Here is a 21,501-nt window from a genome sequence, read left to right as displayed (position 1 = left end):
TTATCGCGGGGCGGTGGGAGAAAGATACTGAACGTCATCGGGCAGTTTAAGGTACTGGAGTCATGTCGCCAGCGTTGCTGCCAGCCTTCAAAACAGCGATGCTCTTCGAGCATTTCCATGCGTGGCTCCTTGTTATGTTGTTTGCAATTTTTTCATCATACCGTTTATTCAGTGTGTTGTGAGTAACTTTCACTTCCGCATATGCATAACGATGTTTTAACATCTACGGCTGAAAGGCAGCGGCAATTACAATAATTATCGCTGTGAATACTGGATTATGTGCGCCACCTCACGCACAATAATCAGGCTGCGAATCAGCTTAATAACTTTGCCCCCACGCAGGGCGGAGGCGTCACACCTGCAGGAGAAATCATAAATGCCATCACTCAGTAAAGAAGCGGCCCTGGTTCATGAAGCGTTGGTTGCGCGAGGACTTGAAACACCGCTACGCCCGCCCGTGCATGAAATGGATAACGAAACGCGCAAAAGCCTTATTGCCGGTCATATGACCGAAATCATGCAGTTATTGAATCTCGACCTGGCTGATGACAGTTTGATGGAAACGCCGCATCGCATCGCCAAAATGTATGTCGATGAAATTTTCTCCGGTCTGGATTACGCCAACTTCCCGAAAATCACCCTCATTGAAAATAAAATGAAGGTCGATGAAATGGTCACCGTGCGCGATATCACCCTGACCAGCACTTGTGAACACCATTTTGTCACTATTGATGGCAAAGCGACGGTGGCCTACATCCCGAAAGATTCGGTCATCGGCCTGTCGAAAATTAACCGCATTGTGCAGTTCTTTGCCCAGCGTCCGCAGGTACAGGAACGTCTGACCCAGCAAATTCTCATTGCGCTACAAACGCTGCTGGGCACCAATAACGTGGCGGTCTCTATCGACGCGGTGCATTACTGCGTAAAAGCGCGTGGTATTCGCGACGCGACCAGCGCCACGACAACGACTTCCCTCGGTGGTTTGTTCAAATCCAGTCAGAATACGCGCCACGAGTTTTTGCGCGCTGTGCGTCATCACAACTGATTAAAAGGCAGGAACCATGGAGCGCAACGTCACGCTCGATTTTGTTCGCGGCGTCGCCATTCTGGGGATCCTGCTTCTCAACATCAGCGCCTTTGGACTCCCAAAGGCGGCTTATCTCAATCCCGCCTGGTACGGCACCATTACACCGCAGGATGCCTGGAGCTGGGCTTTTCTCGATCTTATCGGCCAGGTGAAATTCCTCACGCTTTTTGCGTTGCTGTTTGGTGCCGGTCTGCAAATGTTGCTGCCGCGTGGCAGACGTTGGATCCAGTCACGTCTAACACTGCTGGTCTTGCTGGGCTTTATTCACGGTTTATTATTCTGGGACGGCGATATCCTGCTGGCTTACGGGTTGGTGGGCTTAATCAGTTGGCGACTGGTGCGCGATGCGCCATCGGTAAAAAGCCTGTTTAACACCGGCGTCATGCTTTATCTGATAGGGCTTGGTGTTTTGCTGTTGTTGGGGGTGATTTCCGATAGCCAGACCAGCCGTGCCTGGACACCGGATGCATCCGCCATTTTGTATGAAAAATACTGGAAACTTCACGGCGGCGTTGAAGCCATCAGTAACCGCGCCGACGGGGTAGGGAACAGTTTGCTGGCCCTGGGAGCGCAGTATGGCTGGCAACTGGCGGGGATGATGTTGATTGGCGCGGCATTGATGCGTAGTGGTTGGCTGAAAGGGCAGTACAGCCTGCGCCACTATCGCCGTACCGGTTTTGTGCTGGTGGCAATTGGGGTGATGATTAACCTTCCTGCTATCGCACTACAATGGCGGCTGGACTGGGCATATCGCTGGTGCGCCTTCTTACTCCAGATGCCACGAGAACTGAGTGCGCCATTTCAGGCGATTGGCTATGCCTCGTTACTGTTCGGCTTTTGGCCGCAATTAAGCCGCTTTAAGCTGGTGCTGGCGATTGCTTGCGTTGGGCGGATGGCGCTGACCAACTACCTGCTGCAAACGCTGATTTGTACCACACTGTTTTACCACCTCGGTTTGTTTATGCAGTTTGACCGTCTGGAACTGCTGGTGTTTGTTATTCCAGTATGGCTGGCGAATATTCTCTTCTCTGTTATCTGGTTGCGTTACTTCCGCCAGGGGCCGGTAGAATGGTTATGGCGTCAGTTAACCTTGCGCGCTGCCGGATCTGCATTATCCAAAACATCCAGATAACGATCTGGATCACATTCATTAACAAAATGGTTGTAACCGTTTCCATTGCTGTGACTCGATTCACGAAGTCCTGTATTCAGTGCTGACAAAATAGCCGCCAGCAAGCAGTAACTTACTGCAATCTCACAACAGGTAGTGAATATGATCACCATTCGTGATGTAGCGCGTCAGGCTGGCGTCTCTGTGGCAACGGTTTCCCGGGTGCTAAATAACAGCGCTCTGGTAAGTGCGGACACGCGTGAAGCGGTTATGAAAGCAGTGAGCGAGTTGGACTACAGACCAAACGCCAATGCCCAGGCGCTGGCAACTCAGGTGAGCGAGACTATTGGCGTGGTGGTGATGGATGTCTCCGACGCCTTTTTCGGTGCGCTGGTGAAAGCCGTTGATCTTGTCGCCCAGCAACACCAGAAATATGTGCTAATCGGCAATAGCTATCATGAAGCGGAAAAAGAGCGGCACGCCATTGAGGTGCTAATCCGCCAGCGTTGTAATGCGTTGATCGTTCACTCAAAAGCGTTAAGTGACGACGAACTGGTGCAGTTTATGGACAACATTCCCGGCATGGTGTTAATCAATCGCGTTGTGCCGGGTTACGCCCATCGCTGCGTCTGCCTGGATAATATCAGCGGTGCCCGAATGGCGACGCGCATGTTACTGAATAACGGTCATCAGCGTATCGGTTATCTTTCTTCCAGCCACGGTATTGAAGATGACGCGATGCGCAAAGCCGGTTGGATGAGCGCGCTGAAAGAGCAGGATATTATTCCGCCAGAGAGTTGGATCGGCACCGGTACGCCAGATATGCCCGGCGGCGAAGCTGCGATGGTTGAACTGCTGGGGCGTAATCTGCAACTCACCGCGGTGTTCGCCTATAACGACAATATGGCCGCTGGCGCACTGACAGCGTTAAAAGACAATGGTATTGCTATCCCGTTACATCTCTCGATCATCGGTTTTGATGATATCCCCATCGCCCGTTACACCGACCCGCAGTTAACAACCGTACGTTATCCCATTGCTTCAATGGCGAAAATGGCCACCGAACTGGCATTACAGGGGGCCGCAGGCAACATTGATCTGCGTGCCAGTCACTGTTTTATGCCGACGTTAGTGCGTCGTCATTCTGTTGCTATACGCCAGAATGCGGCGGCGATCACTAACTCAACAAATCACGCGATGTAACCGCTTTCAATCTGTGAGTGATTTCACAGTATGTTAACAATGCAGTGGTTATGATTGCACCGTTTTAACGTTGTAACCTATGTGTAACAGTGGAAATTCACTTTTATCGAGGTATAGCGTCATAACAACAATTAAAGCTGTTTTCTGGAGCGTTACCGGACATGGAAGAACGAATTTTAAAACGTGAGCTTCGGCGTTCAGTAACACTTCATTAACCATACTGCCCCGCCGAGCATTTATCTCAAGCACTACCCTGCATAAGAAAAACCGGAGATACCATGAATAAGAAGGTGTTAACCCTGTCTGCTGTGATGGCCAGCATGTTATTCGGTGCCGCTGCACACGCTGCTGATACCCGTATTGGTGTGACGATTTATAAATATGACGATAACTTTATGTCTGTAGTGCGTAAGGCTATCGAACAAGATGCGAAAGCCGCGCCAGACGTCCAGTTGCTGATGAATGATTCACAGAATGATCAGTCCAAGCAGAACGATCAGATTGACGTGCTGTTGGCGAAAGGGGTGAAGGCGCTGGCAATCAACCTGGTTGACCCGGCTGCTGCGGGTACGGTGATTGAGAAAGCGCGCGGACAAAACGTGCCAATCGTTTTCTTCAATAAAGAACCTTCCCGTAAGGCGCTGGATAGTTACGACAAAGCCTACTACGTTGGCACCGATTCGAAAGAATCCGGGATTATTCAGGGCGATTTGATTGCTAAACACTGGGCGGCGAATCAGGGTTGGGATCTCAACAAAGACGGTCAGATTCAGTTCGTACTGCTGAAAGGCGAACCGGGTCATCCGGATGCAGAAGCGCGCACTACGTATGTCATCAAAGAGCTAAACGACAAAGGCATTAAAACTGAACAGTTACAGTTAGATACCGCAATGTGGGATACCGCTCAGGCGAAAGATAAGATGGACGCCTGGCTGTCTGGCCCGAACGCCAACAAAATCGAAGTGGTTATCGCAAACAACGATGCGATGGCAATGGGCGCGGTTGAAGCTCTGAAAGCACACAACAAGTCCAGCATTCCGGTGTTTGGCGTCGATGCGCTGCCAGAAGCTCTGGCACTGGTGAAATCTGGTGCACTGGCTGGCACCGTGCTGAACGATGCTAACAACCAGGCGAAAGCGACCTTTGATCTGGCGAAAAATCTGGCTGATGGCAAGGGAGCCGCTGACGGCACCAACTGGAAAATCGACAATAAAGTTGTCCGCGTTCCTTATGTTGGCGTAGATAAAGACAATCTGGCTAAATTCAGCAAGAAATAAGACTGATTGGGCGCAGTCATTCACTGCGCCCTTATTGTATGGCCAACAAGGTAAAATTATATGGTCAGCTCAACGACTCCGTCATCAGGAGAATACTTGTTGGAAATGAGCGGTATCAACAAGTCTTTTCCAGGCGTTAAGGCACTTGATAACGTTAATTTAAAAGTGCGACCACACTCCATTCATGCGTTAATGGGGGAGAATGGCGCAGGAAAATCGACATTATTAAAATGCCTGTTTGGTATCTATCAAAAAGACTCCGGCACTATTTTATTCCAGGGTAAGGAAATCGATTTTCACTCAGCCAAAGAAGCCCTGGAAAATGGTATTTCGATGGTACACCAGGAGTTAAACCTGGTATTACAGCGTTCGGTCATGGACAACATGTGGTTGGGGCGATATCCCACCAAAGGGATGTTTGTCGACCAGGATAAAATGTACCGCGAAACCAAAGCGATATTTGACGAACTGGATATTGATATCGATCCGCGTGCGCGCGTTGGTACGTTGTCCGTTTCACAAATGCAGATGATTGAAATCGCCAAAGCATTTTCCTATAACGCGAAAATAGTCATTATGGATGAACCAACTTCTTCATTAACTGAAAAAGAAGTCAATCATCTGTTTACCATTATTCGTAAATTAAAAGAACGCGGCTGCGGTATTGTCTATATCTCGCATAAAATGGAAGAGATATTCCAGTTATGTGATGAAGTCACCGTACTGCGCGACGGACAGTGGATCGCTACCGAGCCGCTGGCGGGGCTGACGATGGACAAGATCATCGCCATGATGGTTGGCCGTTCTCTTAATCAGCGTTTCCCGGATAAGCAAAACAAACCTGGCGAAGTGATCCTTGAAGTGCGTAACCTGACGTCACTGCGTCAGCCGTCAATTCGCGATGTCTCGTTTGATCTGCATAAAGGGGAGATCCTCGGTATTGCCGGGCTGGTAGGTGCGAAACGTACCGATATTGTCGAAACCTTGTTTGGGATCCGTGAGAAATCTTCCGGCACCATTACACTGCACGGCAAAAAGATTAATAACCATAATGCCAACGAAGCCATTAACCATGGGTTCGCGCTGGTCACCGAAGAGCGCCGCTCAACGGGGATTTATGCTTACCTGGATATTGGCTTTAACTCGTTAATTTCTAATATTCGCAACTACAAAAACAAAGTGGGGCTGCTGGATAATTCGCGGATGAAAAGCGACACCCAGTGGGTCATTGATTCGATGAGGGTAAAAACGCCGGGTCATCGTACGCAAATTGGTTCACTCTCCGGCGGTAATCAGCAAAAAGTCATTATTGGGCGCTGGCTGCTAACGCAACCGGAAATATTAATGCTCGACGAACCGACGCGTGGCATTGATGTTGGCGCGAAGTTTGAAATTTATCAATTAATTGCCGAGCTGGCGAAAAAAGGCAAGGGGATAATTATTATCTCCTCTGAAATGCCAGAGTTGTTAGGGATAACGGACCGTATTCTGGTAATGAGCAATGGTCTCGTTTCCGGCATTGTCGATACAAAAACAACAACGCAAAACGAAATTCTGCGTCTTGCGTCTTTGCACCTTTAAGATTAGGGGCTTCCCATGAGTGCGTTAAATAAGAAAAGTTTTCTTACTTACCTGAAAGAAGGTGGTATTTACGTCGTTCTTTTAGTTTTGCTGGCTATTATTATTTTCCAGGACCCAACATTCTTAAGTCTGTTGAACTTAAGTAATATTCTTACCCAATCATCGGTGCGTATTATTATCGCGCTCGGCGTGGCAGGGTTAATTGTCACCCAGGGAACTGACCTTTCTGCTGGTCGTCAGGTAGGGCTGGCGGCGGTGGTGGCGGCTACCTTGTTACAATCGATGGATAACGCCAACAAAGTATTCCCCGAAATGGCGACCATGCCGATTGCGCTGGTTATTCTGATAGTCTGTGCCATTGGCGCGGTTATCGGTTTGATCAACGGTCTGATTATCGCTTACCTCAACGTGACGCCGTTCATTACCACGCTCGGCACGATGATTATCGTCTACGGTATCAACTCGCTCTATTACGACTTTGTTGGTGCGTCACCGATTTCCGGTTTTGATAGCGGCTTCTCCACCTTTGCCCAGGGGTTTATTGCGCTGGGGAGTTTCCGGCTATCTTACATCACCTTCTACGCGCTGATTGCCGTGGCGTTTGTCTGGGTGCTGTGGAACAAAACCCGTTTCGGCAAGAATATTTTTGCTATTGGCGGCAACCCGGAAGCGGCGAAAGTTTCTGGTGTTAACGTCGGCCTGAATCTGCTGATGATTTATGCGTTGTCTGGCGTGTTCTATGCCTTTGGTGGGATGTTAGAAGCCGGACGTATCGGCTCTGCCACCAACAACCTCGGCTTTATGTATGAGCTGGATGCTATCGCGGCGTGCGTGGTGGGCGGTGTATCGTTTAGCGGCGGCGTGGGTACGGTCGTTGGCGTGGTGACCGGGGTCATTATCTTTACGGTCATCAACTACGGTCTGACCTATATCGGCGTCAACCCGTACTGGCAGTACATCATCAAAGGGGCGATCATTATCTTCGCCGTGGCGCTGGATTCCCTGAAGTACGCGCGTAAGAAGTGATGTGAATTTGGGCATTACCGGATGCGACGTTTACGCCGCATCCGGCAGTCGGTGTCAAATGTCGGATGCGACGCTGGTGCGTCTTATCCGCCCTACTATCCGTCCTACAACGTTACCGGATGTTCTTTCTCTCCCTTCTTAAACTTCACTTCCCCGAGATCAATACAGCTAACCGGGCAAACATGACCGCAAAGCAAACAACCGACGCATTTCTCGGTATTACAATGTGGCGTGCGTGTTTTCTCATCCCATTCCATCGCCTGGTGACCACCGTCGTAGCAGGAAATATAACAGCGCCCGCAGCCGACACACTTATCAAGATTGATATGGGGATAGACGATATAACTGCGGTCTAAATCTTCCGCCGGGACAATATTGTGATTCGCCAGACCCACCATCTCCTGTAACGAGTCAAATCCCTGATCGGCAAGATAATGCGATAACCCGCTCGCCATATCTTCCACAATCCGATAACCGTACTGCATAATTCCGGTGGTCACTTGCAGTGTAGCCGCGCCGAGCAATAAAAACTCTGCCGCGTCTTCCCAGGTTTCAATGCCGCCAATACCGCTGATCGGGAAATCGCGCAGCTCCGGATGCGTGCGCATTTGCTGAATAAAGCGCAGGGCGATCGGTTTCACCGCTTTACCGGAATAACCGGAAATACTCGATTTACCGTTAACGATCGGCATACCGATTTTCTGATTCAGATCGATATTGGTGATGGATTTAACGGTGTTAATCGCTGCAATGCCATCTGCACCGCCACGCTTAGCCGCCAGCGCCACTTCGCACATATCACCGATATTCGGCGTCATCTTCGCCAGCATCGGCAGCGTTGAACCACGTTTCACCGCCCGACAATATTTCTCTACCAGTTCCGGGCTTTGCCCGACATCGCTACCCATCGCATGAGAAGTCATCTGCGGGCAGGAGAAATTACATTCGATCATATCCGCGCCAGCTTCTTGCACCAGACGCGCCAGATCTTCCCATTGTTGCTCATTTTCTCCCATGATCGAGGCGATCAGCACTTTGTCCGGGTAATCCTCTTTCAGCCGACGCAGAGCGGTCAGATTCTCTTCCAGCGGATGTTCGGCAATCTGCTCCATATTTTTGAAGCCAATAAAACCGGTATCTTCTTTCACCAGATGATCAAAACGTGGCGAAACCTCGTTAGCGATAAAAAAGCCGATAGTTTTGAATACCACGCCGCCCCAGCCGGTGTCGTAGGCTTTGGCACACATCTCATAGCAATTGCCTACTGGCGAAGAAGAGAGGCAGAACGGGTTGGGAAACTTCACGCCGCAAAAGGTAATAGAAAGATCTTTCGTTAACATGAGCAAGCTCCCTCTAAATAGTGATGGATCGCCTCGGCGGCTTCTTTCCCGGTCTTCACGGCATAGACCACGGTTTTATCACCCTCAACAATATCGCCAGCGGCAAACAGTTGCGGGTCACGGGTCTGGTAATTTTTCGTTTCGATAGTATTACGTTGGGGTTCCAGTGTAGCAAAAGCGGTAAGTTCGGCATGTTGACCGATGGCGAGAATAATTTTGTCTGCCGCCATCGTCAGCTCGCCCGGTAAACGAACATGTTTAAACGTCACTTTATTGCCATCTACCGCCACAGGCGTAAAGCCATCGATAATCGATACCCCCAATTTCTGAGCACCGGTGAACTCTTTCTTGCTTGCCGGAAACACATCTAACTCTTCACGCGCCACGCAGGTCACCGCCGGACAACCGAGAACTTTCAGCGTACTGGCAACGTCCATCGCGACATCGCCGCCGCCAATAATTAATGCGCTTTGTGGAATGCTGATATCGCCTTGTGCCAGGCGTGCGCGTTGCAGGAAATCGACGGCAATCTCAACGTCGCTATGCTCAAACAGCGGCAGGGTGGAACCACGCGATAACCCCACGGTTACCAGTACCGCGCGGTTTTCTGCTTTCAGTTGCTCCAGCGAGAGCGTTTTGCCAATTTCACAGTTGCACTTAATAGTTACACCCATTTTTTCGATACGGGTGATTTCCGCATCCAGCACCGACTGCGGCAAACGGAATTGTGGAATGCCGTTACGCAACCAGCCGCCTGGTTGTACTTCTTTTTCGTAAACCGTGACGTCGTAACCCAGGTTGGTTAGCGTCACGCTGGCCTGCAGCCCAGCAGGGCCAGCACCGATAATCGCTACTTTACCAAGCGTCTTACTGCCCGGTTGATAAATTTCCATTCCGGTTTGTTGTTCGAAATCAGTAACAAAACGCTGTAAGCGAGCAATATCAATCGGATCATCGACACCTGCGCGGGTACAACCGCTCTGGCATAATTTTTCTGTGGGGCACACTCTGGCACAAACGGCACCGAGGGCATTATTTTCGCGAATAGTCTCGGCAGCGCCTTTAAAATTACGAAAATAGATTGAGCGAATAAATTTTCCCGGATCGGTTTGCGCCGGGCACGCCTGGCTGCAAGGGGCGTCGTGGCATAATAAACAACGAGAGGCTTCTTTAATCGCCAGTAAAGGCGTAAAAGCCGGAGCGAGTTCATCCAGATAATTTTGTTGCGGCATGTGATCTTCCTTAATGCTATGGGTAATTAAGGCGAACGTATAGTAAATATAACGTGCTGATATTAAGGCTAAGCGTGCGGGGGAATTTAAACTGTGAAAAGATTCACAAATAGCTGCGGTTCAGAATGTTATATCCGCAGCTTAGCGGGGGAAATAATAATTATTCTCAATAGTTAACAGTGGGCGAGAAATAATATTATCGGTAAAAAATAAGATAAATAATCATACCGATGGATAAAATACCGAAGCCGCTATACGCCACTATATAAGCAAAGAAGAGAGCGGGATTTTTTTCACGCCAGACATACACCGGTTCCGGCACATTTTTAACCCGTTTATCAATTGCGCCAGCACGCCAGCCTTTCCATGCTTCGCGAAAACAAAATACCGGGATAAGGAAAAAAACGGCAATGACAAAAAACTGCTGAACATCCATAACTACTTTCCTTGTTTCTTTTGTAATTCAAGTAACTGTTCTGGCGTGACGGCGGGATAACCCTGCGCATCTTCGGGCACCTGGTGCATTGCCGGAATAGGGACCAGTGGTCCTAAAAAGCGCGGTTCACGTTTAAAAATATAAAGGTCAGCCAGCGCACCGAAGCGGGCGGCAAATTCGCGAATACGTACTGACCACATATCTTTTGGTGACGGTACGGCATAACACTGCGCCTGAATACCCATATGCAGAGCGATAAATAATGCCCGCTCACAGTGGAAGCGCTGAGTAATAATAATGAAGTCGTTGGTATCGAACACCTTGCGTGTACGCACGATGGAATCCAGGGTACGAAAACCGGCGTAGTCGAGAACAATATCAGCCGGATCGACGCCAGCGGCAATTAAATCTTTGCGCATGGTCATCGGTTCGTTATAACTCTGTAATGCGTTATCACCGCTAAGTAATAGATAATTCACCTTACCGCTGTTATAGGCATTTATTGCACCCTGAATACGGTAGCGGTAATACTGATTAATCACCCCAGTACGATAATATTTTGCCGTGCCAAGTACCACGCCGACCTGGCGGTAGGGGAGATCCTGCAATTCATCGTAGATATAAGGCGCAGTTTTCCAGCTCATCCAGCGGTCGAGGCCGAGCACTGTCAACAGCAGCAAGCCGATCAGGACTAACAGGCTGTAGAACACGCGCTTTAACATGCTGAAAACTCGATCTTGGGGAATTTCAATCAGGCTACTTTACCTGTGGGCTTTGCGCAAGAAACGGCAAACTGTTTGCCGGGATTTTCGACACCAGGGTGAGTAGAAATGCCGGATGCGCTACGCTTATCCGGCCTACGAAATTTTGCACTCTGTAGGCCGGATCAGGCGTTCACGCCGCATCCGGCACCGGGCTTAAGCGAGAAGCACGCGGTCGATATTGTGACAACCGAGAGCTTTCAGCGTTGCCGAGGTTGCATCCCACTGAACCAGCGGCGCATCGGCTTTTTCTGCCAGAATCGCCCGCTGAATATCCGGGTAATCATAACCTTTGAGATTTAACAGAATTAATGCGCCCTGCAACGGCGGTAGAGTTGGGTTGAATGCGGCGTTTTCAGCATAGCTACCACTGAAAATACGACCGTCTTTGCATTCCAGCGCCACGCCGCTTGGAGACTTGCTGTAAGGCATGTGCGAACGGTTGGCCGCGGCAATTGCCGCCTGAGAAAGCGCATCGCCAGTCAGCGCATAGCCGTGATCCTGCTCGTCCATCAGCAGTGTCTTAATCTCCAGATCTTTCGGCCCAAAGGCATCCGGCAAATAGTCACGCAGCGCATGCGCTTCGCGGCCCGGCAGATGAATGCGTAGATCCAGCCCGCTGTTCAGTTCGTTCATAAACTGACGGCAGTGACCACAAGGTGTGTAGTTAACGGTGATGGCCGCGAGCGCTTTCTCACCGCTCAGCCAGGCGTGGCTGATTGCGCTTTGTTCGGCATGAACGGTTTGCTGCATTGTTGCGCCAATAAATTCCATATTGGCACCAAAATACCAGGTTCCACTCACGCCGCGCGCAATGGCACCAACATTAAAATTCGACAATGGCGTGCGGGCACAGGCCGCCGCCAGTGGTAGCAGTGCGAAAGCCAGCGCGTCTTCGTCCAGCCCCGTTGCGCTCTTCAGCGAAGAGACCTGCTCTCTGGTCAACAACGCGGGGAAATACTTATCTGCCAGAATGGGTTCCAGTGCAGATTGCAAGTTATCCGCAAGTTGGGCAAAAGCAGTTTGAAAACGTGGATGCATGGCGTTGCCTCATAATCATGTAATGGGATAACAGTTTACGAACCCATTATGGCTTTATATGTGATCTGAATCTCATTAATTATGCAACGCGTGAAACTTACATCAAAAATGCGCGACGCATCGCAAATTTTAGCCCATTACTGCCAGAATAATCGGGAAAAGAAATGGTGCAACCAGCGAGGTAATAATCCCGCATAACACCAACGCCAGCGAACTAAATGCGCCTTCCTGATAATCCAGCTCGGTACAGCGCGCTGTTCCGAGGGCGTGAGAGGCCGTCCCCATCGCCAGGCCACGCGCTGCTTTGGTACGAATACGCATCGCATTGAGTAGCGTATGACCAAACACCGCACCCAAAATACCGACAAAAATCACACAAACCGCGCTGATTGCCGGAATACCGCCAATACTGCCACCAACGGCCATCGCAATTGGTGTGGTAACCGATTTCGGTAATATTGATGCAGCGATTTCCGGTGAAGCGCCCATCAACAATGCTACGCAAGTCCCCGTCACCATCGCGACCACGCTACCGATAAAACAGATAGTGATGATGGATTTCCAGCGCGCGCGGATCTGGTGCAGTTGTTCATATAAAGGATAGGCCAGTGCGACCACCGCCGGTTGCAACAGATCGTTTAACACTTCGCTACCTTTAAAGTAGCTGTCGTAAGAGATGCCGGTCAGCATTAAAAAAGGAATGATCACCACCATTGCCACCAGCAACGGGTTAAGCAACGGAAACTTATACCGTGTTGCCAGTTTGCGGGCGGCAAAAAAGACAATCAATGTCAGCGGTAATGACCACCAGATATTCGCCATCATTTTTCTGATCCTTTCTGACCTATGACTTTACGTTCACCGTGTACCAGGTGCGAACTCCAGCTCACCACCAGAAAAACCACCAGCGTACTAATGGCACAGGAAACCACCACCGGGCCAAACTGTGCGCGTAGCAAATCAAAATATTGCATTACGCCTACGCCAATTGGCACAAACAACAGTGCCATATAGCGAATCAGTACGTAACACCCCGGATTGACCCACTTCGCCGGAAGAATTTGCAAGGCCAGCAGGACAAACAGGATTAGCATCCCGATGATGCTGCCCGGAATGGTTACCGGTAGCAGGGAAGCAATGAAAATGCCTGCATACAGGCAGGCATAAATCAGGACAAAAGCGCGTAAATATTGCCAGATAATGTTCAGTGTCTTACTCATAATCAACACCCCAGATGAGATGGATTCATCATACAATTAATCTGTAAAATGTGCTACCGATCACATTAAGAAAACATCGCTTATTTTTCGCGCCAGGGCATGACGATGTGAGCAGCGAACTCAGGCATACCATACTTTTGCAGATCAGAAAGCGCGCCAGCCATACATCAAGCATAGAGAGGGATTGTAGTTTGCAGCAATCCCTCTCTGCAGACCTTTAATCCGTTGACCGGAGGCGCTACCATAGCGCCTCATTTTTTTGCGGGTGATGATATGCGTGTGTTACTGGCACCGATGGAGGGTGTGCTTGACTCCCTGGTGCGTGAATTACTGACCGAAGTTAATGACTACGATCTGTGCATCACCGAATTTGTCCGCGTGGTGGATCAACTGCTGCCGGTAAAAGTTTTTCATCGCATTTGTCCTGAGCTGCAAAACGCCAGTCGAACGCCTTCCGGGACACTGGTGCGGGTACAACTGCTGGGGCAGTTCCCGCAATGGTTAGCAGAGAACGCCGCCCGTGCGGTGGAGTTGGGTTCCTGGGGCGTGGATCTCAACTGCGGTTGCCCGTCGAAAACGGTTAACGGCAGTGGCGGCGGGGCAACGTTACTCAAAGATCCTGAACTTATCTATCAGGGTGCAAAAGCGATGCGCGAAGCTGTACCGGCGCATTTACCCGTCAGTGTGAAAGTGCGGCTTGGTTGGGACAGCGGTGATAAGAAGTTTGAAATTGCCGATGCTGTCCAGCAGGCTGGGGCTACGGAACTGGTCGTTCATGGGCGGACAAAGGAGCAGGGTTACCGTGCGGAGCATATCGACTGGCAGGCGATAGGCGATATTCGTCAGCGATTGGCCATTCCGGTTATTGCCAACGGAGAAATCTGGGACTGGCAGAGTGCGCAACAATGTATGGCTATCAGCGGTTGTGACGCGGTGATGATTGGGCGTGGGGCGCTTAATATTCCTAACCTGAGCCGAGTGGTGAAATATAACGAACCGCGGATGCCGTGGCCGGAGGTCGTTGCATTGCTGCAAAAATATACCCGTCTGGAAAAACAGGGCGATACCGGGTTATATCACGTCGCACGGATTAAGCAGTGGTTGAGTTATTTGCGTAAAGAATATGATGAAGCAACGGATTTATTTCATCATGTTCGGGTGTTGAATAATTCCCCTGATATTGCAAGGGCTATTCAGGCGATTGATATAGAAAAACTCTAAAAATCATCGACCCGATAGCCATAAGGGATAAGCCGGGGGGCAGGGGGAGGAGGTGATTATCCACCCCCTGCGTGCTCCTTGCGCCAGTGATTATATGAAGCAATGTACATGACAGGGGCGCAACAGGATGAGAGACTGAAATATCCTCGTTATTTTCGGAGCTGATGACATTAATTAATTTTAAAATATCATCTTAAATACGCCAGTCACCACCAGTAGCCCAATCAGGAAAATAATCAATACTGCCCAGAGTATAATTTTCATTGGCGTTCCTTTATTTGTGAGTGCTAAATAAGTATAGGAAAAAACAAAACCCTTTGCCGCCATTCATAAAGAATTAAGATAAATCGGAGAATATCATTCACTTACTTTATATTTTTCTGAATATGTCGCTTTATTGCCACTGATGTATTGCCACGCGAAACTAAAAAATATATCGCAACACACGGTAATCTCCGCGCACCTTTTCTTACCTGATTACTCCCCCATGAATCGTGATTCCTTTTATCCGGCAATCGCCTGTTTTCCGTTGTTACTTACTCTGGCCGGGTGTGCGCCTATGCATGAAACACACCAGGCTTTAAGCCAGCAAACGCCCGCCACACATGTTGACACCGCATTACCGGTATCTCTGAAAAACGGCTGGCCGGACAGTCAGTGGTGGCTGGAATATCACGATAATCAACTCACTTCCTTAATTAATAATGCCATACAGAATGCGCCGGATATGCAGGTTGCTGAACAGCGCATTCAACTGGCTGAAGCACAGGCGAAGGCCGTCGCCGCCCAGGATGGTCCACAGCTCGATTTTTCTGCGGATATGGAACGGCAAAAAATGTCGGCAGAAGGGTTAATGGGGCCGTTTGCCCTGGACGATCCTGCCGCAGGCACTACCGGCCCTTGGTACACCAACGGCACCTTTGGTTTAATGGCGGGCTGGCATCTCGATATCTGGGGAAAGAATCGGGCGGAAGTGACTGCGCGCCTCGGTACGGTAAAAGCGCAGGCGGCAGAACGCGAGCAGACCCGGCAATTGCTGGCAGGCAGTGTGGCTCGTTTGTACTGGGAGTGGCAAACCCTGGCAGCTTTAAACACTGTCTTGCAGCAAATCGAAAAAGAGCAGAACACGATTATCGCGACCGACCGCCAGTTATATCTGCGCGGCATTACCTCGTCGGTTGAAGGTGTCGAAACCGATATCAATGCCAGCAAAACCCGGCAACAGCTCAACGATGTCGCGGGGAAAATGAAAATTATTGAGGCGCGGCTAACTGCGCTGACTAACAGCCAGATGAGCGCCTTAAAACTGCATCCGGTTGCGCTGCCCAAAGTGGAAAGCAAACTTCCTGACGACCTGGGCTATTCTTTGCTGGCTCGCCGGGCAGACTTACAGGCGGCACACTGGTACGTTGCATCATCCTTAAGCACCATCGATGCGGCAAAAGCTGCCTTTTACCCCGACATCAACCTGATGGCCTTTCTGCAACAAGATGCGCTGCACTTAAGCGATTTGTTCCGTCATTCTGCGCAGCAAATGGGCGTTACGGCAGGTCTGACGCTACCTATTTTCGATAGTGGTCGTCTTAACGCCAACCTTGATATTGTGAAAGCCGAAAGCAATTTGTCGATCGCCAGTTACAACAAAGCGGTGGTTGAAGCGGTGAATGACGTGGCGCGGGCAGCAACTCAGGTTCAGACACTGGCGGAGAAAAATCAGCATCAGGCGCAAATTGAGCGCGATGCCCTGCGGGTAGTTGGTCTGGCGCAGGCGCGTTTTAACGCAGGTATCATCGCAGGTTCTCGCATCAGCGAAGCCCGAATCCCGGCGCTCCGTGAACGGGCGAACGGTCTGCTTTTGCAAGGGCAATGGCTGGATGCGTCCATTCAGCTCACCGGTGCGCTGGGTGGTGGTTATAAACGTAGCTGATGAGTATGCCTGTGGGGACGTTAGGTTTATCCAGCGTTTCTCTTCCCACGCCGTTTCTGCCACCAGCGCACGCCAACCACCAGAACCACGACCAGAATCAACCAAATCCAGTGTTTCAAATGCTGATCGAGATTGTGCAGCCACGGCGCAATCACCTGGCCTCCCGCGTAACCAATAGCGGTAAAAATCAGCGCCCAGGCCAGCGCGCCGAGAATATTCAGTGGCAGAAAGATTTTCGGTGGGAGCTGGCTGGCACCAATTAGCGTTGGGCCAATCACCCGAAAGCCGTACATAAAACGCGTGCCGATGACAAACAGATAAGGATGACGCTGGATCAGCTTTTGTGCGCGCTCAATTTTGTCCTGATGTTTTGATAAACGGCGTAACAGTTTGCCGCCAAATCGCCGTCCGCACAGATAAAGCACCTGGTCGCCAATCATGCCGCCAAGCGCCACAGAAAGAACCACCAGTGGGAATTTTAATAATCCCTGATGTGCCGCAACGCCTCCCAGCAATGTCACGGTTTCACCCTCTGCCAGACTACCGAGCACCAGCGCGGCATAACCATATTGTGAGATGAGTGTATTGAGATCCATAGATCGGTCTGTCTCCGTTTGATTGTCTGTAAGCATACACCCTGTGAATTGTTTACGCAGGAGAAGGCGTTTTATCACGCGACGCAAATTTTGCGTCAGAACAAAAAACAACCACAAGCTGACTTATACTTGAACTGTCAGGTTCATGAACTCACAACAAGGGGGCGGTATGAGCCATGTCTGGGGACTGTTTTCCCATCCCGATCGTGAAATGCAGGTGATTAATCGTGAAAACGAAACGATTTCTCATCACTACACCCACCACGTTCTGCTGATGGCGGCGATCCCGGTGATCTGCGCCTTTATTGGCACTACACAAATCGGCTGGAATTTTGGCGATGGCACTATCCTGAAGTTATCCTGGTTTACCGGACTGGCGCTGGCTGTCTTGTTTTATGGCGTTATGCTGGCTGGGGTGGCAGTGATGGGACGGGTCATCTGGTGGATGGCACGCAATTACCCACAGCGCCCGTCGCTTGCGCACTGTATGGTTTTCGCGGGCTACGTTGCAACACCGCTGTTTTTAAGCGGCCTGGTGGCGCTTTACCCGTTGGTCTGGCTGTGTGCGCTGGTGGGAACGGTGGCGCTGTTTTACACCGGCTATCTGCTTTATCTCGGTATTCCAAGCTTTCTGAATATCAACAAAGAGGAAGGTCTTAGCTTCTCCAGTTCGACACTGGCGATTGGCGTGCTGGTGCTGGAAGTGCTGCTCGCCATTACCGTTATTCTGTGGGGTTACGGTTATCGCCTGTTCTAGAAAGTTCTTTTGTGCTGCATTGCTGGCGTAAATATCAGCAATGCAGCATTTCCTCACGATTCTCCTTTGACGATCGCACTTTTTGCTCGTTATGATGGCCTCGCCAGCCTCAGTAAATCCTTACTCCGGCGGTGCGCAACCCATGCGCGTGAACCACTATCTGAATGCTCATCATGCCGAAATTTCGAGTTTCTTTATTTAGCCTGGCCCTGATGCTGGCTGTGCCTTTTGCGCCTCAGGCCGTTGCCAAAACGGCAGCCGCGACTACAGCTTCGCAGCCGGAAATTGCCTCCGGTAGTGCGATGATTGTTGATCTCAATACCAACAAAGTGATCTATTCGAACCACCCGGATTTGGTGCGTCCGATTGCTTCAATTACCAAATTAATGACTGCGATGGTGGTGCTTGACGCACGATTGCCGCTGGATGAAAAACTGAAAGTGGATATCAGCCAGACGCCAGAGATGAAAGGCGTTTATTCGCGCGTGCGACTGAACAGCGAAATCAGCCGCAAAGAGATGCTGTTGTTGGCGCTGATGTCTTCAGAAAACCGCGCAGCGGCAAGCCTGGCGCACCATTATCCTGGTGGCTATAACGCATTTATTAATGCGATGAATGCGAAAGCGAAATCTCTCGGAATGAACAACACGCGCTTCGTTGAACCGACCGGATTGTCGGTGCATAACGTTTCAACTGCCCGTGATTTAACCAAACTGCTGATTGCCACCAAACAGTATCCGTTGATTGGTCAGTTAAGTACCACTCGCGAAGAGATGGCGACCTTCTCAAACCCGGCTTATACCTTGCCATTCCGTAATACTAACCACCTGGTGTATCGCGATAACTGGAATATCCAGTTAACCAAAACCGGTTTTACTAATGCGGCGGGGCATTGCCTGGTAATGCGTACGGTCTTCAATAATAAACCGGTGGCGTTGGTGGTGATGGATGCATTTGGCAAATATACCCATTTTGCCGATGCGAGTCGTTTACGCACGTGGATTGAAACCGGCAAAGTGATGCCTGTTCCGGCAGCGGCGTTGAGCTATAAAAAACAAAAAGCCGCCCAGATGGCGGCTGGGCAGACGGCTCAGAACGATTAAGGGTAGGCAGGATAAGGCGTTCACGGCGCATCCGGCATTAGGTGCCCGAGCCTGATGCGATGCCTGCGCATCTTATCAGGCCTACAAACGTGACGCGTCCGTAGGCAGGATAAGGCGTTCACGCCGCATCCGGTATTAGGTGCCCGTACCTGATGCGATGCCTGCGCATCTTATCAGGCCTACAAACGTGACGCGTCCGTAGGCAGGATAAGGCGTTCACGGCGCATCCGGCATTAGATGCCCGTGCCTGATGCGATGCCTGCGCATCTTATCAGGCCTACAAACGTGACGCGTCCGTAGGCAGGATAAGGCGTTCACGGCGCATCCGGTATTAGGTGCCCGTGCCTGATGCGATGCCTGCGCATCTTATCAGGCCTACAAACGTGACGCGTCCGTAGGCAGGATAAGGCGTTCACGGCGCATCCGGTATTAGGTGCCCGTGCCTGATGCGATGCCTGCGCATCTTATCAGGCCTACAAATGTGACGCGTCCGTAGGCAGGATAAGGCGTTCACGGCGCATCCGGCATTAGGTGCCCGTGCCTGATGCGATGCCTGCGCATCTTATCAGGCCTACAAACGTGACGCGTCCGTAGGCCGGATAAGGCGTTCACGCCGCATCCGGCATTAGGTGCCCGTGCCTGATGCGATGCCTGCGCATCTTATCTGGCCTACATCTGCATCAGGCATCCAGCCGTATTTACTCTACTTCCTGCCAGTTTTTTCGCTTGCTGGTTTTACCGATCCCCGGGTTCATACTGTTGGTCGGATCGTTCTCGCGATAAAACTTCTGCAGCGTCTCCGGTGCCTTATACAAATGACCAACGTTATGTTCGGCGGGATATTGTGCGCCGCGCTGCTGCAATAGTTCCAGCATCTGCTCCTTCAACGCATGCACATCCACACCTTTTTTAACGATGTAATCCTGGTGGAAGACGTAACACATAAAATGGCCGTAATAGAGTTTATGCACTAACTGGCTATCGATCTCCGGCGGCAAATGCTCATACCACTCGGTGTCATTACGACGCAGAGCGATATCCAGTGCCAGAATGTCTTCGACTTCATCGGAATGCACCGCCTGATAACGAATTGCCGCACCTGCTGCTGCGAAACGGTGCAAAAATGCTTTGCTGCCTTCCTCCGGCGTACAGACAAAGAAATCACCTTCCGCCTGTTTGAAATAATCCACCAGCCAGGATTTGGCTTCGCCAATGCCATCGCCCGCCATTTTTAACAGCAGATGATGTTCATATTTATCGCGCCAGCTTTTCATACGCGGGGGCAAATGGCTGGGGAACAGATGGCCGAATTTCTGCATCGCACGGTCGGTAAAATGCGGGCGGAAGAATTTTACTTTTTCCAGCATCGCATCGGTACGCCCTTTGATATTAAAGAAGAGTGGCATCTTGTCGGTGCCAAGTTTATCGATCATCAGGAAGGTGTCTTTGCCGTATTTTTCCGCGATATCGTAGATATCCCGGTGCATGTATTCCCCGGCAACCGGCAGATTTTCAAAATTGGCCAGAATATGGCGGCGGATTTCAGTCAGGACTTCCGGCTGATTGGTGCCGATATAAAACACCTGCTGATTTTTCTCTGCTGCGAAAGTGTCGAGACGTACCGCGAATACCGCCAGCTTACCGGCGCAGCCGGAGGCTTCAAACAGTCGATCCGGGTCAGCGTTATAACGTGCGGGGGTGTCGGCTTCGATGTCACGCACGCGGTGAACATAATCATAATCGTGGGCGTGGCGGCCATCGTGGCGTACATCGTCATCTTTGATGCGATCGTCATCCAGTTTGCTGAGGATCTGCTCCGGCGTTTCGCCCAGATCAATCCCCAGATGGTTGACCAGCGTCAGTTTGCCGTTTTCATCAATGCGCGCGAACAACGACATTTCGGTATACGCCGGACCACGCTGTACCAGCGAGCCGCCGGAGTTGTTACAGATCCCCCCGATGACTGATGCGCCAATGCAGGATGAACCAATCACCGAGTGCGGTTCGCGCCCCAATGGTTTCAGGGCTTTTTCCAGCGAATAAAGCGTGGTGCCAGGATATGCCAGCACTTGCTCACCCTTGCCGAGAACGTGCAGTTTGTCGAGTCGCAGGGTGCTGATGATAACGATATCGCGATCATAATCGTTACCGTTTGGCGTGGAGCCTTCGGTCAGGCCGGTATTGGCGGCTTGCATCAGAATAATTTTGTCAGCGGTGACGCAGGCTTTCAGTACCCGCCACAACTCCAGTAGCGAGCCTGGGAAAACAACGGCCAGCGCGTCGCCCTGACCGGAGCGGAAGCCCTTGCGATAGCGGGCCGTTTTTGCGGGATCGGTGAGCAGGTGTGAATGACCCACCAGGCGGGCAAGTTCATTCAAAAAGGCTTTATTATCAGTTGTTGTCATGGAAGACATTTTCCACTCCTTGTGGTGGCGAAAAAACATCACAAACTAGAATAGCGCCTTGTACGACAATTCAGCGAGTGAATATTTTGAAAATTCAGACAATAAACAGAGCATTCTTTTTCTCTCTCCATCATGCTTATGGCAAACTACGGTTTTTGCACCATTTTCGCTGCCACG

General features: G+C 50.6%; 20 protein-coding genes and 1 pseudogene. 10 read left to right on the top strand and 11 right to left on the bottom strand.

Going from position 1 to position 21,501, the window contains the following annotated elements:
• Window positions 1–119: pseudogene (locus tag A9587_RS19655) on the bottom strand (S-formylglutathione hydrolase); the annotation flags it as partial.
• Between the two features lie 257 nt (window positions 120–376).
• Between A9587_RS19655 and folE the strand changes: the two are divergent.
• From folE to mglC, 6 genes are all read left to right on the top strand, one after another.
• Window positions 377–1,045 (top strand): GTP cyclohydrolase I FolE, encoded by a 669-nt coding sequence (gene folE, locus A9587_RS19645; protein ID WP_001139613.1) that lies wholly within the window; start codon window positions 377–379, stop codon window positions 1,043–1,045.
• A gap of 16 nt (window positions 1,046–1,061) precedes the next feature.
• Window positions 1,062–2,219 (top strand): DUF418 domain-containing protein YeiB, encoded by a 1,158-nt coding sequence (yeiB, locus tag A9587_RS19640; RefSeq protein WP_105263642.1) that lies wholly within the window; start codon window positions 1,062–1,064, stop codon window positions 2,217–2,219.
• A gap of 141 nt (window positions 2,220–2,360) precedes the next feature.
• Window positions 2,361–3,401, top strand: coding sequence for an HTH-type transcriptional regulator GalS (gene galS / locus A9587_RS19630; protein ID WP_016248965.1), 1,041 nt, complete (start codon window positions 2,361–2,363; stop codon window positions 3,399–3,401).
• 278 nt (window positions 3,402–3,679) lie between these two features.
• On the top strand, window positions 3,680–4,678 hold the full coding sequence (mglB, locus tag A9587_RS19625; protein ID WP_105263644.1) for a galactose/glucose ABC transporter substrate-binding protein MglB: 999 nt from the start codon (window positions 3,680–3,682) through the stop codon (window positions 4,676–4,678).
• Between the two features lie 60 nt (window positions 4,679–4,738).
• Entirely contained in the window at window positions 4,739–6,259 is a 1,521-nt protein-coding gene (gene mglA / locus A9587_RS19620; RefSeq protein WP_000255047.1) for a galactose/methyl galactoside ABC transporter ATP-binding protein MglA, read from the top strand.
• Window positions 6,260–6,274: 15 nt separating this feature from the next.
• A complete protein-coding gene (gene mglC / locus A9587_RS19615) occupies window positions 6,275–7,285 on the top strand; it encodes a galactose/methyl galactoside ABC transporter permease MglC (protein ID WP_105263645.1) in 1,011 nt (336 codons plus the stop codon).
• A gap of 104 nt (window positions 7,286–7,389) precedes the next feature.
• On the opposite strand, the gene preA is transcribed toward mglC, so the two are convergent.
• The 7 genes from preA to A9587_RS19580 form a co-directional block, all read right to left on the bottom strand.
• Window positions 7,390–8,625, bottom strand: a complete 1,236-nt coding sequence (gene preA, locus A9587_RS19610) for an NAD-dependent dihydropyrimidine dehydrogenase subunit PreA (RefSeq protein WP_000956081.1) — start codon at window positions 8,623–8,625, stop codon at window positions 7,390–7,392.
• Window positions 8,619–9,857, bottom strand: coding sequence for an NAD(P)-dependent oxidoreductase (locus A9587_RS19605; protein WP_105263646.1), 1,239 nt, complete (start codon window positions 9,855–9,857; stop codon window positions 8,619–8,621). Before A9587_RS19605 ends, preA begins: the two co-directional genes overlap by 7 nt.
• A gap of 196 nt (window positions 9,858–10,053) precedes the next feature.
• Window positions 10,054–10,293 (bottom strand): DUF2542 family protein, encoded by a 240-nt coding sequence (locus A9587_RS19600; protein WP_001516705.1) that lies wholly within the window; start codon window positions 10,291–10,293, stop codon window positions 10,054–10,056.
• Between the two features lie 2 nt (window positions 10,294–10,295).
• Window positions 10,296–11,015 carry an outer membrane permeability protein SanA gene (sanA, locus tag A9587_RS19595; RefSeq protein ID WP_000920076.1) on the bottom strand — a complete coding sequence of 240 codons (720 nt, stop codon included), beginning with the start codon at window positions 11,013–11,015 and terminating at the stop codon, window positions 10,296–10,298.
• 195 nt (window positions 11,016–11,210) lie between these two features.
• A complete protein-coding gene (gene cdd / locus A9587_RS19590) occupies window positions 11,211–12,095 on the bottom strand; it encodes a cytidine deaminase (protein WP_000553575.1) in 885 nt (294 codons plus the stop codon).
• Window positions 12,096–12,224: 129 nt separating this feature from the next.
• A complete protein-coding gene (locus A9587_RS19585; protein WP_105263647.1) occupies window positions 12,225–12,920 on the bottom strand; it encodes a CidB/LrgB family autolysis modulator in 696 nt (231 codons plus the stop codon).
• Window positions 12,917–13,315 carry a CidA/LrgA family protein gene (locus A9587_RS19580; RefSeq protein WP_001516704.1) on the bottom strand — a complete coding sequence of 133 codons (399 nt, stop codon included), beginning with the start codon at window positions 13,313–13,315 and terminating at the stop codon, window positions 12,917–12,919. Before A9587_RS19580 ends, A9587_RS19585 begins: the two co-directional genes overlap by 4 nt.
• Before the next feature lie 273 nt (window positions 13,316–13,588).
• Here A9587_RS19580 and dusC point away from each other — a divergent pair, with 273 nt between their 5' ends.
• Window positions 13,589–14,536, top strand: coding sequence for a tRNA dihydrouridine(16) synthase DusC (gene dusC / locus A9587_RS19575; protein ID WP_105263648.1), 948 nt, complete (start codon window positions 13,589–13,591; stop codon window positions 14,534–14,536).
• Window positions 14,537–14,716: 180 nt separating this feature from the next.
• Here the strand turns inward: dusC and yohP are convergent, their stop codons facing one another.
• On the bottom strand, window positions 14,717–14,800 hold the full coding sequence (gene yohP, locus A9587_RS25155; protein WP_000691708.1) for a small membrane protein YohP: 84 nt from the start codon (window positions 14,798–14,800) through the stop codon (window positions 14,717–14,719).
• 223 nt (window positions 14,801–15,023) lie between these two features.
• Between yohP and mdtQ the strand changes: the two genes are divergently transcribed.
• A complete protein-coding gene (mdtQ, locus tag A9587_RS19560; protein ID WP_105263649.1) occupies window positions 15,024–16,463 on the top strand; it encodes a multidrug resistance outer membrane protein MdtQ in 1,440 nt (479 codons plus the stop codon).
• 26 nt (window positions 16,464–16,489) lie between these two features.
• Here the strand turns inward: mdtQ and A9587_RS19555 are convergent, their stop codons facing one another.
• A complete protein-coding gene (locus tag A9587_RS19555; RefSeq protein ID WP_105263650.1) occupies window positions 16,490–17,059 on the bottom strand; it encodes a DedA family protein in 570 nt (189 codons plus the stop codon).
• A 169-nt stretch (window positions 17,060–17,228) separates the two neighbouring features.
• Here A9587_RS19555 and A9587_RS19550 point away from each other — a divergent pair, with 169 nt between their 5' ends.
• Both A9587_RS19550 and pbpG read left to right on the top strand, forming a co-directional pair.
• Window positions 17,229–17,816: a Yip1 family protein gene (locus A9587_RS19550; protein WP_010379386.1), complete on the top strand. Its 588-nt coding sequence runs from the start codon at window positions 17,229–17,231 to the stop codon at window positions 17,814–17,816.
• Between the two features lie 173 nt (window positions 17,817–17,989).
• Window positions 17,990–18,919 (top strand): D-alanyl-D-alanine endopeptidase, encoded by a 930-nt coding sequence (gene pbpG, locus A9587_RS19545; RefSeq protein WP_038355335.1) that lies wholly within the window; start codon window positions 17,990–17,992, stop codon window positions 18,917–18,919.
• A gap of 698 nt (window positions 18,920–19,617) precedes the next feature.
• On the opposite strand, the gene dld is transcribed toward pbpG, so the two are convergent.
• Window positions 19,618–21,333 carry a D-lactate dehydrogenase gene (gene dld / locus A9587_RS19540; RefSeq protein ID WP_000097358.1) on the bottom strand — a complete coding sequence of 572 codons (1,716 nt, stop codon included), beginning with the start codon at window positions 21,331–21,333 and terminating at the stop codon, window positions 19,618–19,620.
• Between the last annotated feature and the right edge of the window lie 168 nt (window positions 21,334–21,501).

Source organism: Escherichia sp. MOD1-EC6162 (assembly GCF_002965125.1).
In the GTDB taxonomy this organism is placed as follows: Bacteria; Pseudomonadota; Gammaproteobacteria; order Enterobacterales; family Enterobacteriaceae; genus Escherichia; species Escherichia marmotae.
The sequence above is the reverse complement of the archived record's forward strand: the minus strand, read 5'-3'. Positions and strand labels throughout refer to the sequence as shown.